The organism is Streptomyces sp. ISL-12, assembly GCF_018614415.1.
Lineage (GTDB): Bacteria > Actinomycetota > Actinomycetes > Streptomycetales > Streptomycetaceae > Streptomyces.
The window spans coordinates 41,850-56,733 of record NZ_JAGGOO010000007.1 but is presented as its reverse complement, the minus strand read 5'-3'; the positions used below and the strand labels follow the sequence as shown (position 1 = coordinate 56,733).

Below are 14,884 nucleotides of genomic sequence, written 5' to 3'. Positions count from 1 at the left end.
GTCAGCGCACCGCCGCCCGCAACCGCTCCGCGTCCGTCGTAGGGGCGTCACACGTGAAGTTCCGGCACACGTACGCCGCCGCCTCCCCGCCGACCAGCCCCCGCCCGGCGAGCAGCGGGAACTCCCCGCTCCCCTCCTCACCGAAGGCGACCACCATCCCGGGCGCCGTCCCCAGCAGCGCCGCCCGGCGCAGCTCCCCGTCCCCCACGACGGCGACCTCCCGCGGCCCGTCGAGGAACGCCTCCGCCACGGCCAGCCCCCACCCCACGAACCGCGGCACCCGCGGCCCCAGCGCCTTGACGACCCCCAGGGCGTGCTCCGCGGCCTCCCGGTGCGGCCCGGACCCGGTGTGCGCGGCGTACGTCAGCAGCGCCCCCGCCGCCGCCGTCCAGCCGGAGGGCGTCGCGTTGTCCGTCGGGTCCTGCGGGCGCCGGATCAGCCGTTCCGCGTCCACGGCCGTGTCGTACAGCGACCCCGCCTCGTCGCGGAACCGGGTCAGTACGTGGTCCAGGAGCAGCCCGGCGAAGTCCAGCCAGACGCCCTCCCCGGTGACGGAGGCCAGCGCGAGGAAGCCCTCGGCGACGTCGGCGTAGTCCTCCAGCACGCCCGCGTTGGTACCGGCCCGCCCGTCCCTGCTGGTGCGGGTGAGCCGGCCCTGGTCGTCGAGGTGGAGGCGGACCAGCAGGTCGGCGGCGGCGACGGCGGCCTCGACCAGGTCGGGACGGTCGAAGTAGGCGCCGGTCTCGGCGAGCGCGGCGATCGCCAGGCCGTTCCAGGCGGCGACGACCTTGTCGTCCCGGCCGGGAGCGGGCCGCCGGTCCCGCGCGGCGAGCAGCCGCTCCCGTACGGAGACGATCCGCTCGGCGTCGTACACGCCCTCGTGCTGCGGGAGCTGGAGCACGGAGGCGCCGTGCTCGAAGGTGCCCTCCTCGGTCACGCCGAAGTACTGCGCGGCGAGGCCGGCGTCGGCCTCCCCGAGCACCTCGCGCAACTGCTCGGGCGTCCACGCGTAGTACGCCCCCTCGACATGCCGGCCCGCGCCGTCGTCGCTGTCGGCGTCCAGCGCGGAGGCGAACCCGCCCTCGGCGGTGCGCAGCTCGCGGACGAGGAAGTCGGCGGTCTCCAGGGCGACCCGGCGGGCGAGCGCGGAGCCGGTGGAGCGCCACAGGTGGGCGTACACGCGGCACAGCAGCGCGTTGTCGTAGAGCATCTTCTCGAAGTGGGGCACGACCCACTCGCGGTCGACCGAGTAGCGCGCGAAACCCCCGCCCAGCTGGTCGTAGATGCCGCCGCGCGCCATCCGCTCGCAGGTGTCGGACGCCATCTGGAGGGCGCCCTCGGCGCCGGTGCGGGCGTGGTGGCGCAGCAGGAACTCCAGCACCATCGACGGCGGGAACTTCGGCGCCCCGCCGAATCCGCCGCGCCGCGGGTCGTACTCCCGGGTGAGTCCGAGCAGCGCCGCCGCGAGTTCCTCCTCGCCGGGCACCTGGGCGTCGCCGTAGGAGATCTCCCGTCCGGCCAGGTCCCGGACGATCTTGCCGGCGACGTCGGTGACCTCCCCGCGCCGCTCGGTCCACGCCTGCTGGACGCCGGCCAGGACCTGCCGGAAGGAGGGCATGCCCTGGCGGGGCGCGGGCGGGAAGTACGTACCGAAGTAGAACGGCTCGGCGTCCGGCGTCAGGAACACCGTCATCGGCCAGCCGCCCTGCCCGGTCGCCGCCTGGACCGCCTCCATGTAGACGGCGTCGACGTCCGGCCGCTCCTCGCGGTCGACCTTGACGCTGACGAAGTGGGAGTTGAGGAAGTCGGCGGTGGCCCGGTCCTCGAAGGACTCGTGGGCCATGACGTGGCACCAGTGGCAGCTGCTGTACCCGACGCTCAGCAGCACGGGCACGTCCCGCCGCCGCGCCTCCTCGAACGCCGCCTCGGACCAGGGCCACCAGTCGACGGGGTTGTCGGCGTGCTGGAGCAGGTAGGGGGACGTCTCGCGGGCCAGTCGGTTCGCCATGGGGTCCATCCTGCCCCAGTACCCGCACCGCGCCGGACAGCACACCGCCGGACCTCTCCCCAGGGAGTTCACACGGCGGGACACTTGACCGCGGGTCCGGCGGGGAAGGACCCGTAGACGGGCGGGCGACGCAGGGGACGACCGGGGCCCTCGGAGGGGGAGGGGACATGCGGGACAGTCATCGGGTGGAGGCCGAACGGCTGCTGGTGCGGGCCGTGGAGGAGGAGGTGCGGCGCACCGGCGGGCGGGTGGACGGCGGGGTCCTGCTGTCCCGGGCGCGTGGCGCGCTGGACTCGATGGCGCGCTCGGCCGCCGAGGAGTACGACGCCTACACCCGGGCCCTGGACGAGGCCGGGGCCGGTCAGCTCACGTTCCGCCAGCGCTACGCCCGCGAGGGCGCGGGCACACCGCTCGCGGTGGCTGCCGTCGCGGCGGTCGCGGCGGTGGTCGCCGACGTCGCGCTGGGCACCGGCACGGGCACCGCGGTGGGCGCGGGCCTGGCGGTCGGGGTGGTGGGCGCCGCGGCGACGGTGGTGAAGGTGGTCGGCGTGCATCTGCCCGCCGCCCATCACCGGGCCGGCGCGGTCAACCAGCCGGGCGGGCCCGAGCAGTTGCGGCTGCAGTGGCTGACGGCGCTGGAGGTACGGGGCATCCGGCCGTTCCTGGACCAGCAGCGGGTGCTCGCCGCCTCCACCGGCGGCGGCAAGCCGGGGCCGAAACTGCGCGGCGCGGACAAGAGCGCGGCGGCGCGGGGGCGGACGGTGCTGGAGCAGTCGTTCGGGCAGCTCCCGGAGCCGCCGGGCGCCTTCGCGGGCCGGCGGCAGGAGACGGCCCGGCTGCGGCAGTGGGTGCGGGCGGCCCGCGCGAGCACGGAGACCAAGCCGACGGTGGTGGTGCTGCACGGGGCACCCGGCAGCGGCCGTACGACGCTCGCGGTGCGCGCCGCCCACGACCTGCGGGACCATTTCCGCGGCGCCTGCCTCGTCGACCTGCGCGGTGACACCCCCGGGGAGTCGCCGCTGCCCACCCGGGACGCCCTGCTGCACCTGCTCAACCGGCTCGGCGCGCCCCGGGAGCAACTGCTGTTCCGGGAGCGGTCCTCGGCGGACCAGCAGGTCAGACGGCTGAGCGAGCTGTACCACCAGCATCTGACGGGCGTCCCGGTCGTCGTCGTCCTGGACGACGCCAGCGACGCGGAACAGGTGCGCACACTCATTCCGGAACGGTCCGACAGCCTGGTCCTGGTCACCGCGCGCCGGCCGCTCCAGTTGCCCGCGGACCTGCCCGCCCGGGTGCACCACCTGCCGGTGGAACCGCTGGACGCGGCGGGCGCGGAGGAGCTGCTGACGTCCGCCGCGCAGGACGCGTCGGGGCCCTACGACGCCGACTCCGCCGACCTGGTCCGGGAGCTGTGCGGCGGGCTGCCGCTGGCGCTGCGGATCGCCGGTTCCGCCCTCGGACCGCGCTCGCCGCGCGCCCTCGCCGGCGACCTGGGCGCCTACGGTCCGGTGGAGCCGGTCGAGCGGGCGCTGTGGCTGCGCTACACCGACCAGCCGGAACCCGCCCGCAGGCTGCTGCGCCGGCTCGCGCTGGCCGGCCGTACCTCGCTGGGAACCGCCGCCGCTGCCGCGCTGCTGGCCACCGGCGAGCCGGAGGCGGCCAAACACCTGACGGCACTGTCCCGGGCCGGGCTCATCGACCACGTGCGCGGCAGCCGGTACCGCCTGCACGACGTGGTGCGGGCCTTCGCGCAGGCCCGGCTCCTCGACGAGGAGGAGGCGGCCGAGCGGGCGGCGGCGCAGGAACGGCTGATCGCCAACTACGCCGAACTGGCCGACTCCGTGCTGCGCCTGGTCGACGGCAACATGTCGACCCGCTCGGACCGGTTCGGGCCGCACGGCTTCACCTCGCTGGACGAGGCGCTGCGCTGGCTGGACGACGAGTCCAGCTTCATCACCGCGACGCTGCGGTACGCGGAGGGCGTCGACCAGCGCGCGGTGCTCAATCTGCTGGGCGCGCTGTGCGACTACTGCCTGCTCCGCGGCGACCTGTACCGGCTCGGTGAGATCAGCGACCTGGCGCAGGCCGTCGACCAGGGGCTGCTGCTGCGCTCGGTGCAGTGGCGCACCGGTATCGCGGCCCGGCAGCTCGGCGAGCTGGACAAGGCGCGGACCACGCTGACCTCCGTGGTCGACCTGTATCTGGAGGCCCAGCACGACGCGGGCGCGGCGCGGGCGCTGACCTCGCTCGGCATCACCCTGCACCACCAGGGCGACCTGACCGGGGCGGCGGCCAAGCTGCACGAGGCGCTGGACCTCCAGGCCTCCCCCGAGCTGGCCACCGACCGGGCGTGGACGCTGCACGCCCTGGCGGCGGTGCAACGGGACCGTTCCCGGCTGGCCGAGGCCCTGGGGCTGCTGGAGGAGTCGCTGGTCCTCCACCGCGCGGGCGAGTCGGTGCACGGCCAGGCGTGGGCCCACTTCCAGCTCGGCCAGCTGCACCTGCGCCGGGGCGACGTACCGCGCGCGGAGGCCGAGCTGCGGGCGGCCCTTGGCCTGTACGGCCGGACCCAGGACGTGCGCGGCGAGGCGTGGGCGCTGACCCAGCTGGCGCGGGCCCGGCTGGTCGCGGGCGAGGCGTCCCGCGCGGCGGAGGAACTGCGCCGCGCGGTCGGCCGGCACCGGGACAACGAGGACGCGCGCGGCGAGGCGTGGACGCTGTACTACCTGGGGCAGGCACTGGAGGAGACCGGTGACCTGGACCGGTCGGTGCGCGAGCTGGAACGGTCCCGCACGATGTTCTCCCGGATGCGCGACGTGTACGGCCTGGCCTGCGCCCGGCACCACTCGGCCCGCGTCACCCGCGACCAGCGCGCCGCGCAGACCGGCTCGCTGCGCAACTCCGGTTTCGCCCGTCAGTTGCTGGTCGACGCCCGCGCCGACTTCCACCGCATCGGCGTCGCGCACGGCGAGGCGTGGACCTGTCTGGAGCTGGCGGTGGTCGACGCGGGCAACGGCCGCACGGCGCAGGCGCTGGCCCTGTGCGACGAGGCGGTCACCCTGTTCGCCTCGTACGGCGACCGGCGCGGCGACGACTGGGCCCGCTTCCTGCGCTGCACCCTGCTGCCGTACGCCGCCCCCGGCGGGGTGGAGGTCGGCACGGCGGTGGCGCAGGAGGAGCTGGCCCAGCTCTCCCGCGCGGGCCACCCGGCCCGTGACCCCCGTCTGGAGGAGGGCCTGGGCGCCTATCAGCTCCTGCTGGAACGGGGCGTCCAGCTGGAGTCCGGCTGGCAGGCCTGGCGCCTGGGCATGGTCCCGAACCGGCACGCCCGGGAGGTCATGGGGGTGGAGGTGGAGATCAGGCAGGGGTGAGCGGCCCGGCGACGCGTCGCCGCCCGGCCGTCCACCGCGCCCCTCAGCCCTGCTGCGGCTCGACCCGGCCGGAACCCGGGGCGCCCTTGCCGGACGCCTCCGGCTCCGCGTCGGGAGCCTCCTTGAAGTCGACCTTGCCCATGTGCCGGTTCATGGACCGCATCAGGAACCACACCGCCACGGCCATCACCGCGAAGACGATGAAGCCGAGGACGCCGGGGGTGACCTTGTCCTCGTCCACCTCGGCGAGGGTGATGAGGTGCGTCATTGCCAGGCTTGCGCTTGCGCTCATGTCAGGCATTGTCCCGGATGCCCGCGAAGAGGTCGTCCTCGGGGAGGGAAGTGTCCACGAGCGACTTCGCGAGCTCGTACTCCTCGGTGGGCCAGACCTCCTTCTGGAGGTCCATCGGCACCCGGAACCACCCGCCGTCGGGGTCGATCTGCGTGGCGTGCGCGATCAGCGCCTTGTCGCGGATCTCGAAGAACTCGGCGCACGGCACGTGCGTGGTGAGCGTGCGCTCCACCCGCTCGATCTCGTTCCAGCGCTTGAGCCAGTCCCCGTAGGGCGACTCCAGGCCGCGGTCCAGCATCGCCTGGTGCAGGGCCTCGGTGCGGGGCCGGTTGAAGCCCTGGTTGTAGTACACCTTCAGCGGCTGGTACGCCGGTCCGTACTCGCTCTCCGGGTACTTCTCGGTGTCCGTCGCCCCCTCGAACGCCACCATCGTGATCTTGTGGGTCATGATGTGGTCGGGGTGCGGGTAGCCGCCGTTCTCGTCGTAGGTGGTGATCACCTGGGGCCGGAAGGAGCGGATCTTGCGCACCAGCTCGCCGGCCGCCTTGTCGACGTCCTCCAGGGCGAAGCAGCCCTCCGGCAGCGGCGGCAGCGGGTCGCCCTCGGGCAGCCCGGAGTCGACGAAGCCGAGCCACTCCTGCTTGATGCCCAGGATCTCGCGGGCCTCGTCCATCTCCTTCCTGCGCACCTCGTGGATGTTCTCCTCGATGTACGGGTCACCCTGGAGCTTGGGGTTGAGGATGGAGCCGCGTTCCCCGCCCGTGCAGGTCACCACGAGCACGTCCACCCCCTCGGACACGTACTTCGCCATGGTGGCCGCGCCCTTGCTCGACTCGTCGTCGGGGTGGGCGTGGACGGCCATCAGTCGCAGCTGATCAGTCAAGACTCGATCCTCGGTTTAGTCGGCGCCCCGGTGTCTTCAGGCGCGGTCCAATAGGTGCCGCCCCACAGGGGCGTCCGTGAGGGGCGGCGGTCGGGTGGCGAGTGGGGGCTTCTATAGTGACCGAATCGGGGGGCGAATAATTCCGGGGTCCGGCTCCGGGGCCCTACCGGGACGTCCGTCCCGCTCCTGCCGAGAGGACGATCATGAGTACGGCGACGACGCGCCCGCCCGAGAGCCGCTACGGCCGCTCCTCGGACGCTCAGGCCGACCGCACGCTCAAGATCGTCGGCGCCGTTCTCGGGGTCGCCCTGCTCGCGCTGATCGGCTGGTTCGGCTACCACTACGTGGCGCAGAACGAGATCAGCGGCGAGGTGATCACCTTCGAGACCGGCGAGAAGTCGGTCAAGGTCCACCTCGAGGTCCACAAGGACGCCGGCGTCAGCGGCTACTGCACCGTGCGGTCCCAGGCCGAGGACGGCGCCGAGGTCGGCCGGGCCGACTTCCGCTTCACCGGCGACGAGACCCGCTTCGACAAGGTCGTCACCCTGCGTACCAAGGCCCCGGGCTCGACGGCGGAGCTGCTCGGCTGCCACGCGGACTGACCCGACCGGTCTTCGCCGGATTCCGTCGTGGCTGACCTGCGCCGACGGGAAACTGGTGGCTTATGTCCTCCCCCTTTGGCCACTCAATTGTTAGGCTCGTGGTTTCGCCCTTCCGTGGAGGAACATGTTCCTGGGTAGGGCGATGCTTTGTATTCCCAGTACGGACGAGGAGCACCTGTGACCCAGACCAGCGAGAACGTCACCTGGCTGACCCAGGAGGCGTACAACAAGCTCAAGGAAGAGCTTGACTACCTTACTGGTCCTGCGCGCACGGAGATCTCTGCCAAGATCGCCGCGGCGCGTGAGGAGGGGGACCTGCGCGAGAACGGCGGGTACCACGCGGCGAAGGAGGAGCAGGGCAAGCAGGAGCTCCGCGTTCGCCAGCTGACCCAGCTCCTGGAGACCGCCAAGGTGGGTGAGGCGCCCGCGGCCAACGGTGCCGTGGCGCCCGGCATGGTCGTCACCATCGCCTTCGACGGCGACGAGGACGACACCCTGACGTTCCTGCTCGCCTCCCGCGAGTACGCGAGCGCCGACATCGAGACCTACTCGCCGCAGTCCCCGCTGGGCTCCGGCGTGACCGGCCACAAGGTCGGTGACGACGCGGAGTACGAGCTGCCGAACGGCAAGAAGGCCTCCGTGAAGATCCTCAAGGCCGAGCCGTACAACGGCTGACCCCGCCCCACGGCCCCTGGCCCTTGATCGCTGACCGGCCCCGGCGTCCTGGTGACGGCGGGGCCTCGTCATGGTCGTGCGGCGCGTGCGGTCAGTCGAGTCGGTGTTCCCAGCGCAAGGCCGAGGAGCCCTCGATCCAGTACAGGTGCGACGCCTGACTGAGGCGGAGCTGTACTGCGTCGATGCCCGGGCGCCCTGCGGCCTCCCAGACGGTCAGGGCCTTCTCGATGTCGTCCCACAGCGGGACGGGACCGCTCTGGCGCACGGTCCAGCCGCCGTCCCCGGTGACGGCGGACTCGGCGAACGACTCCTGGTCGGGGTCGAACACGTACAGCAAGGGGTGCCGCCGCTCGTGAGGGCGCGGACGAGTTGCGCACCGGGGGCGGCGAGCTGGGCGAGGAAGGCGGGCATCCACTCCTCCAGGAGGGCCGGGGCCGCCTCGGTCCGCCGCTCGCCGTCCGCGTAGGCCGTACGGGCGGACAGGTTGCCGGACACCGGCCGCACGGCCTGCGCCCGGCCCTGCTGAACGAGGACTCCCCGATGATGCCGCCCTCGGCGTCGCCGTCCTCGTCCACGACCGATCACGCTGTTGGACAGGGCGGAGCAGTCCTTGCGCCAGTCCAGCAGGCCGGACTCGATCCGGACCGCGACAGGCGCCCGCCGACGACGAGGACCCGCACGTCGGCCGTCTTCTGTATGCGGGCCTGGAAGAGGTGGGGCTCACACGCACGCTCGTGTCCCCCCTGCCGGCGAGTCACTCATCCCACTGGGACACCCGTGCCCGAACGCAGGTCCGAACGCAGGTCCGAACGCGCCCAAAGGACTTCACGAACGAAATATCGAGGCCCGGAGCGGGGGTAGAGAACCAGCTCCGGACCTCACCGGCCAAACAGTGGACGAGCCCTCACCCGTCAGCCGAGCGGTACTTGCGCACCGCGAGCGTCCGGAAGACCGCGATGATCAGGACGGACCAGATCAGCGAGGCCCAGACGGGATGCTGCATGGGCCATGCGTCGGACTGCACGACGCCGGGGTTCCCGAACAGTTCGCGCGCCGCCTGCACGGTCGCGCTGAACGGGTTCCACTCGGCTATGTGCCGCAGCCAGGGAGTCATCTGGCTGGAGTCGACGAACGCGTTCGAGATGAAGGTCACCGGGAACAGCCAGATGAGCCCGCCCGAGGTCGCCGCCTCGGGGGTACGGACGGACAGGCCGATCAGGGCGCCGATCCAGGTGAAGGCGTATCCGAGCAGGAGGAGCAGACCGAAGGCGCCGAGGATCTTCCCGGCGTTGGTCGGCTCGGCCGAGCCCGTGCGCCAGCCGACGATCAGCGCCACGACCGCGAGGACGATCAGCGTGATGCACGTCTGGACGAGGTCGGCGACGGTCCGGCCGGTCAGCACGGCACCGCGCGCCATCGGGAGCGACCGGAAGCGGTCGACCAGCCCCTTCTGCATGTCGTCCGCGATGCCGGCGGCCGAGCCGGCGGTGGCGAAGGTGACCGTCTGGGCGAAGATCCCCGCCATCAGGAAGTCCTTGTAGATGTCCGGGTCGGTGGTCCCGCCGACGCTCATCGAGCCGCCGAAGACGTAGGTGAAGAGGATGACGAACATGACGGGCTGGATGACCCCGAAAAGGAGCATCTCGGGAATCCTGGTCATCCGGATCAGGTTCCTGCGGGCGATGACCAGCGAGTCGGCGACCATGCTCATGCGGGGCACCCCTTCCCTCGGCCCGGGCGCGTGCGGACTGTGTCGGTGACGGCACTCACTGGGCGGTCTCCTGTTCGCTCTCCTGGCCGGCTCCCCCGGACTCGGCCACGTGACCGGTGAGGGAGAGGAAGACGTCGTCCAAGGTGGGGCGGCGCAGGCCGATGTCGTCGATCTCTATGCCGCGGGTGTCCAGCTCGCGGATGATCTCGGAGAGCAGCTTCGCGCCGCCGGTGACGGGGACGGTGAGCTTGCGCATGTGCTCCTCGACCGTGGTGTCGCCCTTGCCGAAGCCGCGCAGCACCTCCGAGGCGGCCGGGAGGTGCTCGCGCTCGTGCACCACGACCTCGACGCGCTCACCGCCGGTGCGTGCCTTCAGCTGGTCGGAGGTGCCCTGGGCGATCACCCGGCCGTGGTCCACCACCGCGATGTCGTGGGCGAGGTGGTCGGCCTCCTCCAGATACTGGGTGGTGAGCAGCAGCGTCGTACCGCCGGAGACCAACTGCTTGATGACCTCCCACAGTTGCTGGCGGTTGCGGGGGTCGAGGCCGGTGGTCGGCTCGTCCATGAACATCACGGGCGGCGAGACGACGAGGGCGGCGGCGAGGTCGAGCCGGCGGCGCATGCCGCCGGAGTAGGTCTTGGTGGTCCGGTCGGCGGCGTCGGAGAGGTGGAACTGCTCCAGCAGCTCGGTCGCGCGGCGCTTCGCCTCCTTCGCGCGCATCTGGTACAGCTGACCGACCATCTGGAGGTTCTCCCGGCCGGTCAGGTATTCGTCCACCGCCGCGAACTGGCCGGACAGGCCGATGGAGCGACGTACGGCGTCGGGCTGTTTCAGCACGTCGAGACCGGCCACGACCGCCCTGCCGCGGTCCGGGCGCAACAGGGTCGTCAGGCAGCGGACGGCGGTGGTCTTGCCCGCGCCGTTCGGCCCGAGCAGGCCCAGGACCGTGCCCTCGGGAACATCGAGGTCGACGCCGTCCAGAGCCCTTACAGTGCCGAAGGTCTTCACCAGGCCCTCGGCGTAGATGGCGCCAGGCATATGAGTCTCCACGTCGTCGGGGATTCTTCGGAAAGCCTAGATTTGCCGTTCTGGTCCCGCTTTTCTGTATGTATGCGTTCTTTCGCTTCCGCGCGTGCGTTCTCACGGGACCGTGTGCCACGAGCACCGGCGGCACGGACACACGCTATCGCGATGTATCGCGTCCCACAATGGGCTCACCCGGACGAGTGACCGGGTGCGGGGGCCTGGGCCCCCGGCGAACCTCCTCGCGGCCCTACCGCATGACCGTGTAGCCCGCGTCGCGCAGCGCGTGGCCGACCTCGACGCAGTGCTCGGGGCCCTTCGTCTCCAGATGCAGTTCGACCTCCGCCTCCGTGAGTCCGAGCCGCGGATCGGTCCGCACATGGCTGACGTCCAGGACATTGGCGTCGACCGCTGACAACACTCCCAGCAGGGTGGCGAGGGCGCCCGGCCGGTCCGTCAGCCGCAGCCGGACCGCCAGGTAGCGGCCCTGCGCCGCCATGCCGTGCCGCAGCACGCCCTGCATCAGCACCGGGTCTACATTGCCCCCGGACAGCACCGCCACGACCGGGCCCTCGAACGACCCCGGCTCGGCCAGCAGCGCCGCGACCGGACTCGCCCCGGCCGGTTCCACCACCAGCTTGGCCCGCTCCAGACACAGCAGCAGCGCCGCCGACAGCTGGTCCTCGGTGACCGTGCGCACCTCGTCCACCAGGTCCCCGACGATCCCGAACGGCACGTCACCGGGCCGCCCCACCCGGATGCCGTCGGCCATCGTCACCGGCTGGGCGAGGGAGAGCGGACGCCCGGCCGCCAGCGACGGCGGGTACGCCGCCGCGCCCTCGGCCTGCACGCCCACGATCCGCACCTCGGGCCGCACCTCCTTCACCGCGACCGCGATCCCGGCCGCCAGCCCGCCGCCGCCGACGCCCACCACGATCGTGCGGACCTCGGGGCACTGCTCCAGGATCTCCAGGCCGACCGTGCCCTGGCCCGCGATGACGTCGGGGTGGTCGAAGGGGTGGATGAACACCGCCCCCGTCTCCCGCGCGTACTCCTGGGCGGCGGCCAGCGTCTCGTCGACGACCTGGCCGTGCAGGCGCACCTCGGCGCCGTACTCCTGGGTGGCGCTGATCTTGGGCAGCGGGGCGCCCTTCGGCATGAACACGGTCGAGGTCACGCCCAGCAGCGACGAGGCGAGGGCCACGCCCTGCGCGTGGTTCCCGGCGCTGGCGGCGACCACGCCGGCGGCTCGCTGCTCCGGCAGCAGGCCGGCGATCCGCACGTAGGCGCCGCGCAGTTTGAAGGAGCCGGTCCGCTGGAGGTTCTCGCACTTGAAGTGCACGGGCGCGCCGACCAGCTGGGACAGGTGCCTGCTGCCTTCCATCGCCGTCATCCGCGCCACGCCCGAGAGCATCTTCTGGGCCCCGCGCACATCGTCGAGGGTGACGGGGCGCGAAAGGTCAGCCGTGCTGTAGCTCATGACATCCAGCATCGCAGTTCACGGGCCACGCCCGTCTTCGTGACCACCGTCCGAGACCGGCTTTGCGCAGCGCCCCCACGCCCCGGGCCCGGGCCGCGTACCCTGTCCCCCAACCCAGCAGCCCTTCACGAAGTGAGCCTCCGGCCATGCCCACAACACCTGAAATGTCGATGGACATGACGACCGCCGGTGACCCCGGTCTCCTCGACACGTTGCAGCACGAGGTCGCGGTGTTCGCCCGTCGTGCCGAACAGACCCGGCTCGGCGGCGTCGGGCAGGTGCGCAACACCATGGACCGCGCCGCGTACCTGCTGCTCAACCGCCTCGACAAGGAAGGCCCGATGGGCGTCAAGGCGCTCGCCGCGAGCATGGGGATCGACTCCTCGACGGTCACCCGGCAGGTCGCCCCGCTCGTCGACACCGGCCTCGTCAAGCGCACCTCGCACCCCGAGGACGGCCGCGCGGTCGTGCTCCAGCTCTCCCAGCGCGGGGTGTCCCGGCTGGACGAGGTGCGTTCCTCCCGCCGTCAACTGATGGCCGAACTCACCCAGGACTGGGCGCCGGAGGAGCGCGAGACGTTCTGCGCGCTCCTCACGCGCTTCAACGGCGCCCTGTCCGCCCGTATGGCCCCCCAGGCGAGCGCCGGCGCGGAGACACCGCCGGTCTCCTGAGCACCGCTCGGTACGGCCGCGTACGGCTGATGCGTTCCCGGCCCTTGACCGCCGGGCCGCCCTGTCCTCAGATGAGACCGGCGGGGTCGCCCGTAGGCGGGAGGCGCGGTGCGCGAACGGCATGCGGCGCGGGGTGCCCGCCGGGCCCGGGAGTTCGAGGCGTTCGTCGCGGGCGCGGCGGGGCGGCTGCTGCATGCCGCCACCCTGTTCACGGCCGAGGCCCCGGACGACAATCCGCACGCCCGGCACCTCCTGACGCTCTCCCTCGCCCACACCTACGCGCGCTGGGACCGGCTGCGCGGCGATGACCCGTACGACCTCGCCCGCCAGTACCTCGCCACCCGCTTCGCGCGCGAGTCCTGGCACCGCCACCGCCTCCCCGGACGCGCCCGTCCGCGGCCGGCCGGTCCGCTGGCCGTGCTGAGCCCTCTGGAGCGCCTGATCCTGGTCCTGCGGCTGTACGAGGGCGTCGCCGAGGAGCAGGCCGCGGCCCTGCTGGGCCTGGACCGGGACCGGGTCCGCGCGGTCTGCGACCGGGCCACGGCGACCCTGCTGCGCGCAGCGGCACGGCCGGCCCGGGCGGCGGCACCGGAGCGGCCCCGCGCGCGGGCGACGTCATGAGCCACGCGCGCGTACGGCGGATTCCCGCCGGGGCCGCCGGGGGCACCGGCGGCGGAGGGAGGCGGCCGTGAACCGGCCCGAACGGGAGGCTGCGGTACGGCGGATCATGGAGCAGTCGCCGCCCCGGGTACCGCCCGGCCTGTACGCCGACGCCGTCCGGCTCGGCGACCGCGCGCTGCGCCGCCGGACCGCCGCCCGCCGCCTGCTGTGGCTGCTGCTCCTCACCGCCGCCGTGGCCTTCACGGTCTGGGCGCTGACCGCCCGGCCGTGGGTGGCGCCGCCGTCCGGGACGACGCCGCCGCTGACGGGCTGGTGACCGGTCAGCCCAGGGCCTGCTGGAGGTCCTCCAGCAGGTCGTCGGCGTTCTCGATGCCCACCGACAGGCGCACCAGATCGGCCGGGACCTCCAGGGCGGAACCGGCCGCGGAGGCGTGTGTCATCCGCCCCGGGTGCTCGATCAGCGACTCGACGCCGCCCAGGGACTCGCCCAGCGTGAACACCTTCGCGCGGTTGCAGACCTCGACGGCCGCCTCCTCGCCGCCCCGCACCCGGAAGGAGACCATCCCGCCGAACGCCCGCATCTGCTTGGCGGCCACCTCGTGCCCGGGGTGGTCCGGCAGGCCCGGGTACAGGACGCTCGTCACGCGCGCGTGCCGGGTGAGCAGGTCGGCGACCTTGGTGGCGTTCTCGCTGTGCCGGTCCATGCGCACCGCGAGCGTCTTGGCGCCGCGCAGCACCAGCCAGGAGTCGAAGGGCCCGGCGATCGCGCCCATCGCGTTCTGGTGGAACGCCAGCTCCTCGCCCAGCTCGGGGTCGCTGACCACCAGCGCGCCGCCGACGACGTCGGAGTGGCCGCCCATGTACTTGGTGAGGGAGTGCACGACGACGTCCGCGCCGAGGGCCAGCGGCTGCTGGAGGTAGGGCGTGGCGAAGGTGTTGTCGACGACGAGCCTGGCCCCGGCGTCCCGGGCCACCTGGGCGACGGCGGCGATGTCGGTGATGCCGAGCAGCGGGTTGGAGGGCGTCTCCACCCAGACGGCCTTGGTCTTCGGGGTGAGCGCGGCCCGTACGGCGGCGGGGTCGGAGCTGTCGGCCACCGACCACTCCACGCCCCAGCCGGTGGCGACCTTGGCGAAGAGCCGGAAGGTGCCGCCGTAGGCGTCGTTGGGGATGACCACGTGGTCGCCGGGGCGCAGCAGCGTACGCAGCAGGCAGTCCTCGGCGGCCAGTCCGGAGGCGAAGGCGAGGCCGCGGCGGCCGCCCTCCAGAGCGGCGAGGTTCTCCTCCAGCGCGGTCCGGGTCGGATTGGCGCTGCGGCTGTACTCGTAGCCGCCGCGCAGGCCGCCGACGCCGTCCTGCTTGTAGGTGGAGACCTGGTAGATCGGCGGGACGACCGCGCCCGTCAGGGGGTCGGCGGTGTTGCCCGCGTGGATCGCGAGGGTCTCGAAGTGCTGACTGAAGTGCCTGTCGCTCATGGGGCTGAGCGTAGTGCGCCGCGAGCGTCCACGACGTTCGCGAGGACGTACGGCCGGGCGGGTTTTCCACA

Annotated in this window: 14 protein-coding genes and 1 pseudogene; 6 read left to right on the top strand and 9 right to left on the bottom strand. The window is 72.7% G+C overall.

The window, feature by feature from the left end:
- Position 1: 1 nt before the first annotated feature.
- Positions 2-2,008, bottom strand: a complete 2,007-nt coding sequence (locus J7I94_RS01655; RefSeq protein ID WP_215164624.1) for a thioredoxin domain-containing protein — start codon at positions 2,006-2,008, stop codon at positions 2-4.
- A 167-nt stretch (positions 2,009-2,175) separates the two neighbouring features.
- Between J7I94_RS01655 and J7I94_RS01650 the strand changes: the two genes are divergently transcribed.
- Entirely contained in the window at positions 2,176-5,379 is a 3,204-nt protein-coding gene (locus J7I94_RS01650; RefSeq protein ID WP_215164623.1) for a tetratricopeptide repeat protein, read from the top strand.
- A 43-nt stretch (positions 5,380-5,422) separates the two neighbouring features.
- On the opposite strand, the gene J7I94_RS01645 is transcribed toward J7I94_RS01650, so the two are convergent.
- Together J7I94_RS01645 and mca are read right to left on the bottom strand one after the other, a co-directional pair.
- Complete coding sequence (locus tag J7I94_RS01645; RefSeq protein WP_215164622.1) at positions 5,423-5,680, bottom strand: hypothetical protein; 258 nt, start codon at positions 5,678-5,680, stop codon at positions 5,423-5,425.
- Positions 5,673-6,554 (bottom strand): mycothiol conjugate amidase Mca, encoded by an 882-nt coding sequence (mca, locus tag J7I94_RS01640; protein ID WP_215164621.1) that lies wholly within the window; start codon positions 6,552-6,554, stop codon positions 5,673-5,675. The genes J7I94_RS01645 and mca overlap by 8 nt, the downstream gene beginning before the upstream one ends.
- Before the next feature lie 203 nt (positions 6,555-6,757).
- On the opposite strand from mca, the gene J7I94_RS01635 reads away from it, so the two are divergent.
- Together J7I94_RS01635 and greA are read left to right on the top strand one after the other, a co-directional pair.
- Positions 6,758-7,156, top strand: coding sequence for a DUF4307 domain-containing protein (locus J7I94_RS01635; protein ID WP_215164620.1), 399 nt, complete (start codon positions 6,758-6,760; stop codon positions 7,154-7,156).
- A 177-nt stretch (positions 7,157-7,333) separates the two neighbouring features.
- Positions 7,334-7,831 (top strand): transcription elongation factor GreA, encoded by a 498-nt coding sequence (gene greA, locus J7I94_RS01630; protein WP_215164619.1) that lies wholly within the window; start codon positions 7,334-7,336, stop codon positions 7,829-7,831.
- Positions 7,832-7,922: 91 nt separating this feature from the next.
- On the opposite strand, the gene J7I94_RS01625 is transcribed toward greA, so the two are convergent.
- The 5 genes and pseudogenes from J7I94_RS01625 to ilvA form a co-directional block, all read right to left on the bottom strand.
- Entirely contained in the window at positions 7,923-8,168 is a 246-nt protein-coding gene (locus tag J7I94_RS01625; protein ID WP_215164618.1) for a hypothetical protein, read from the bottom strand.
- Positions 8,169-8,413: 245 nt separating this feature from the next.
- Positions 8,414-8,550 (bottom strand): annotated as a pseudogene (locus tag J7I94_RS38080) (ATP-grasp ribosomal peptide maturase); the annotation flags it as partial.
- Positions 8,551-8,735: 185 nt separating this feature from the next.
- On the bottom strand, positions 8,736-9,542 hold the full coding sequence (locus J7I94_RS01620) for an ABC transporter permease (RefSeq protein WP_215164617.1): 807 nt from the start codon (positions 9,540-9,542) through the stop codon (positions 8,736-8,738).
- 55 nt (positions 9,543-9,597) lie between these two features.
- On the bottom strand, positions 9,598-10,581 hold the full coding sequence (locus tag J7I94_RS01615; RefSeq protein ID WP_215164616.1) for an ATP-binding cassette domain-containing protein: 984 nt from the start codon (positions 10,579-10,581) through the stop codon (positions 9,598-9,600).
- Positions 10,582-10,816: 235 nt separating this feature from the next.
- Positions 10,817-12,046 carry a threonine ammonia-lyase gene (gene ilvA, locus J7I94_RS01610; protein WP_215164615.1) on the bottom strand — a complete coding sequence of 410 codons (1,230 nt, stop codon included), beginning with the start codon at positions 12,044-12,046 and terminating at the stop codon, positions 10,817-10,819.
- A gap of 146 nt (positions 12,047-12,192) precedes the next feature.
- Here ilvA and J7I94_RS01605 point away from each other — a divergent pair, with 146 nt between their 5' ends.
- The 3 genes from J7I94_RS01605 (at position 12,193) to J7I94_RS01595 (ending at position 13,654) form a co-directional block, all read left to right on the top strand.
- Positions 12,193-12,717 (top strand): MarR family winged helix-turn-helix transcriptional regulator, encoded by a 525-nt coding sequence (locus J7I94_RS01605; protein ID WP_215164614.1) that lies wholly within the window; start codon positions 12,193-12,195, stop codon positions 12,715-12,717.
- A gap of 108 nt (positions 12,718-12,825) precedes the next feature.
- Positions 12,826-13,338 carry an RNA polymerase subunit sigma-70 gene (locus tag J7I94_RS01600; protein WP_215164613.1) on the top strand — a complete coding sequence of 171 codons (513 nt, stop codon included), beginning with the start codon at positions 12,826-12,828 and terminating at the stop codon, positions 13,336-13,338.
- Between the two features lie 67 nt (positions 13,339-13,405).
- Positions 13,406-13,654 (top strand): hypothetical protein, encoded by a 249-nt coding sequence (locus tag J7I94_RS01595; RefSeq protein ID WP_215164612.1) that lies wholly within the window; start codon positions 13,406-13,408, stop codon positions 13,652-13,654.
- Between the two features lie 4 nt (positions 13,655-13,658).
- Here the strand turns inward: J7I94_RS01595 and J7I94_RS01590 are convergent, their stop codons facing one another.
- Positions 13,659-14,813, bottom strand: a complete 1,155-nt coding sequence (locus J7I94_RS01590; protein WP_215164611.1) for a cystathionine gamma-synthase — start codon at positions 14,811-14,813, stop codon at positions 13,659-13,661.
- Positions 14,814-14,884 lie beyond the last annotated feature (71 nt).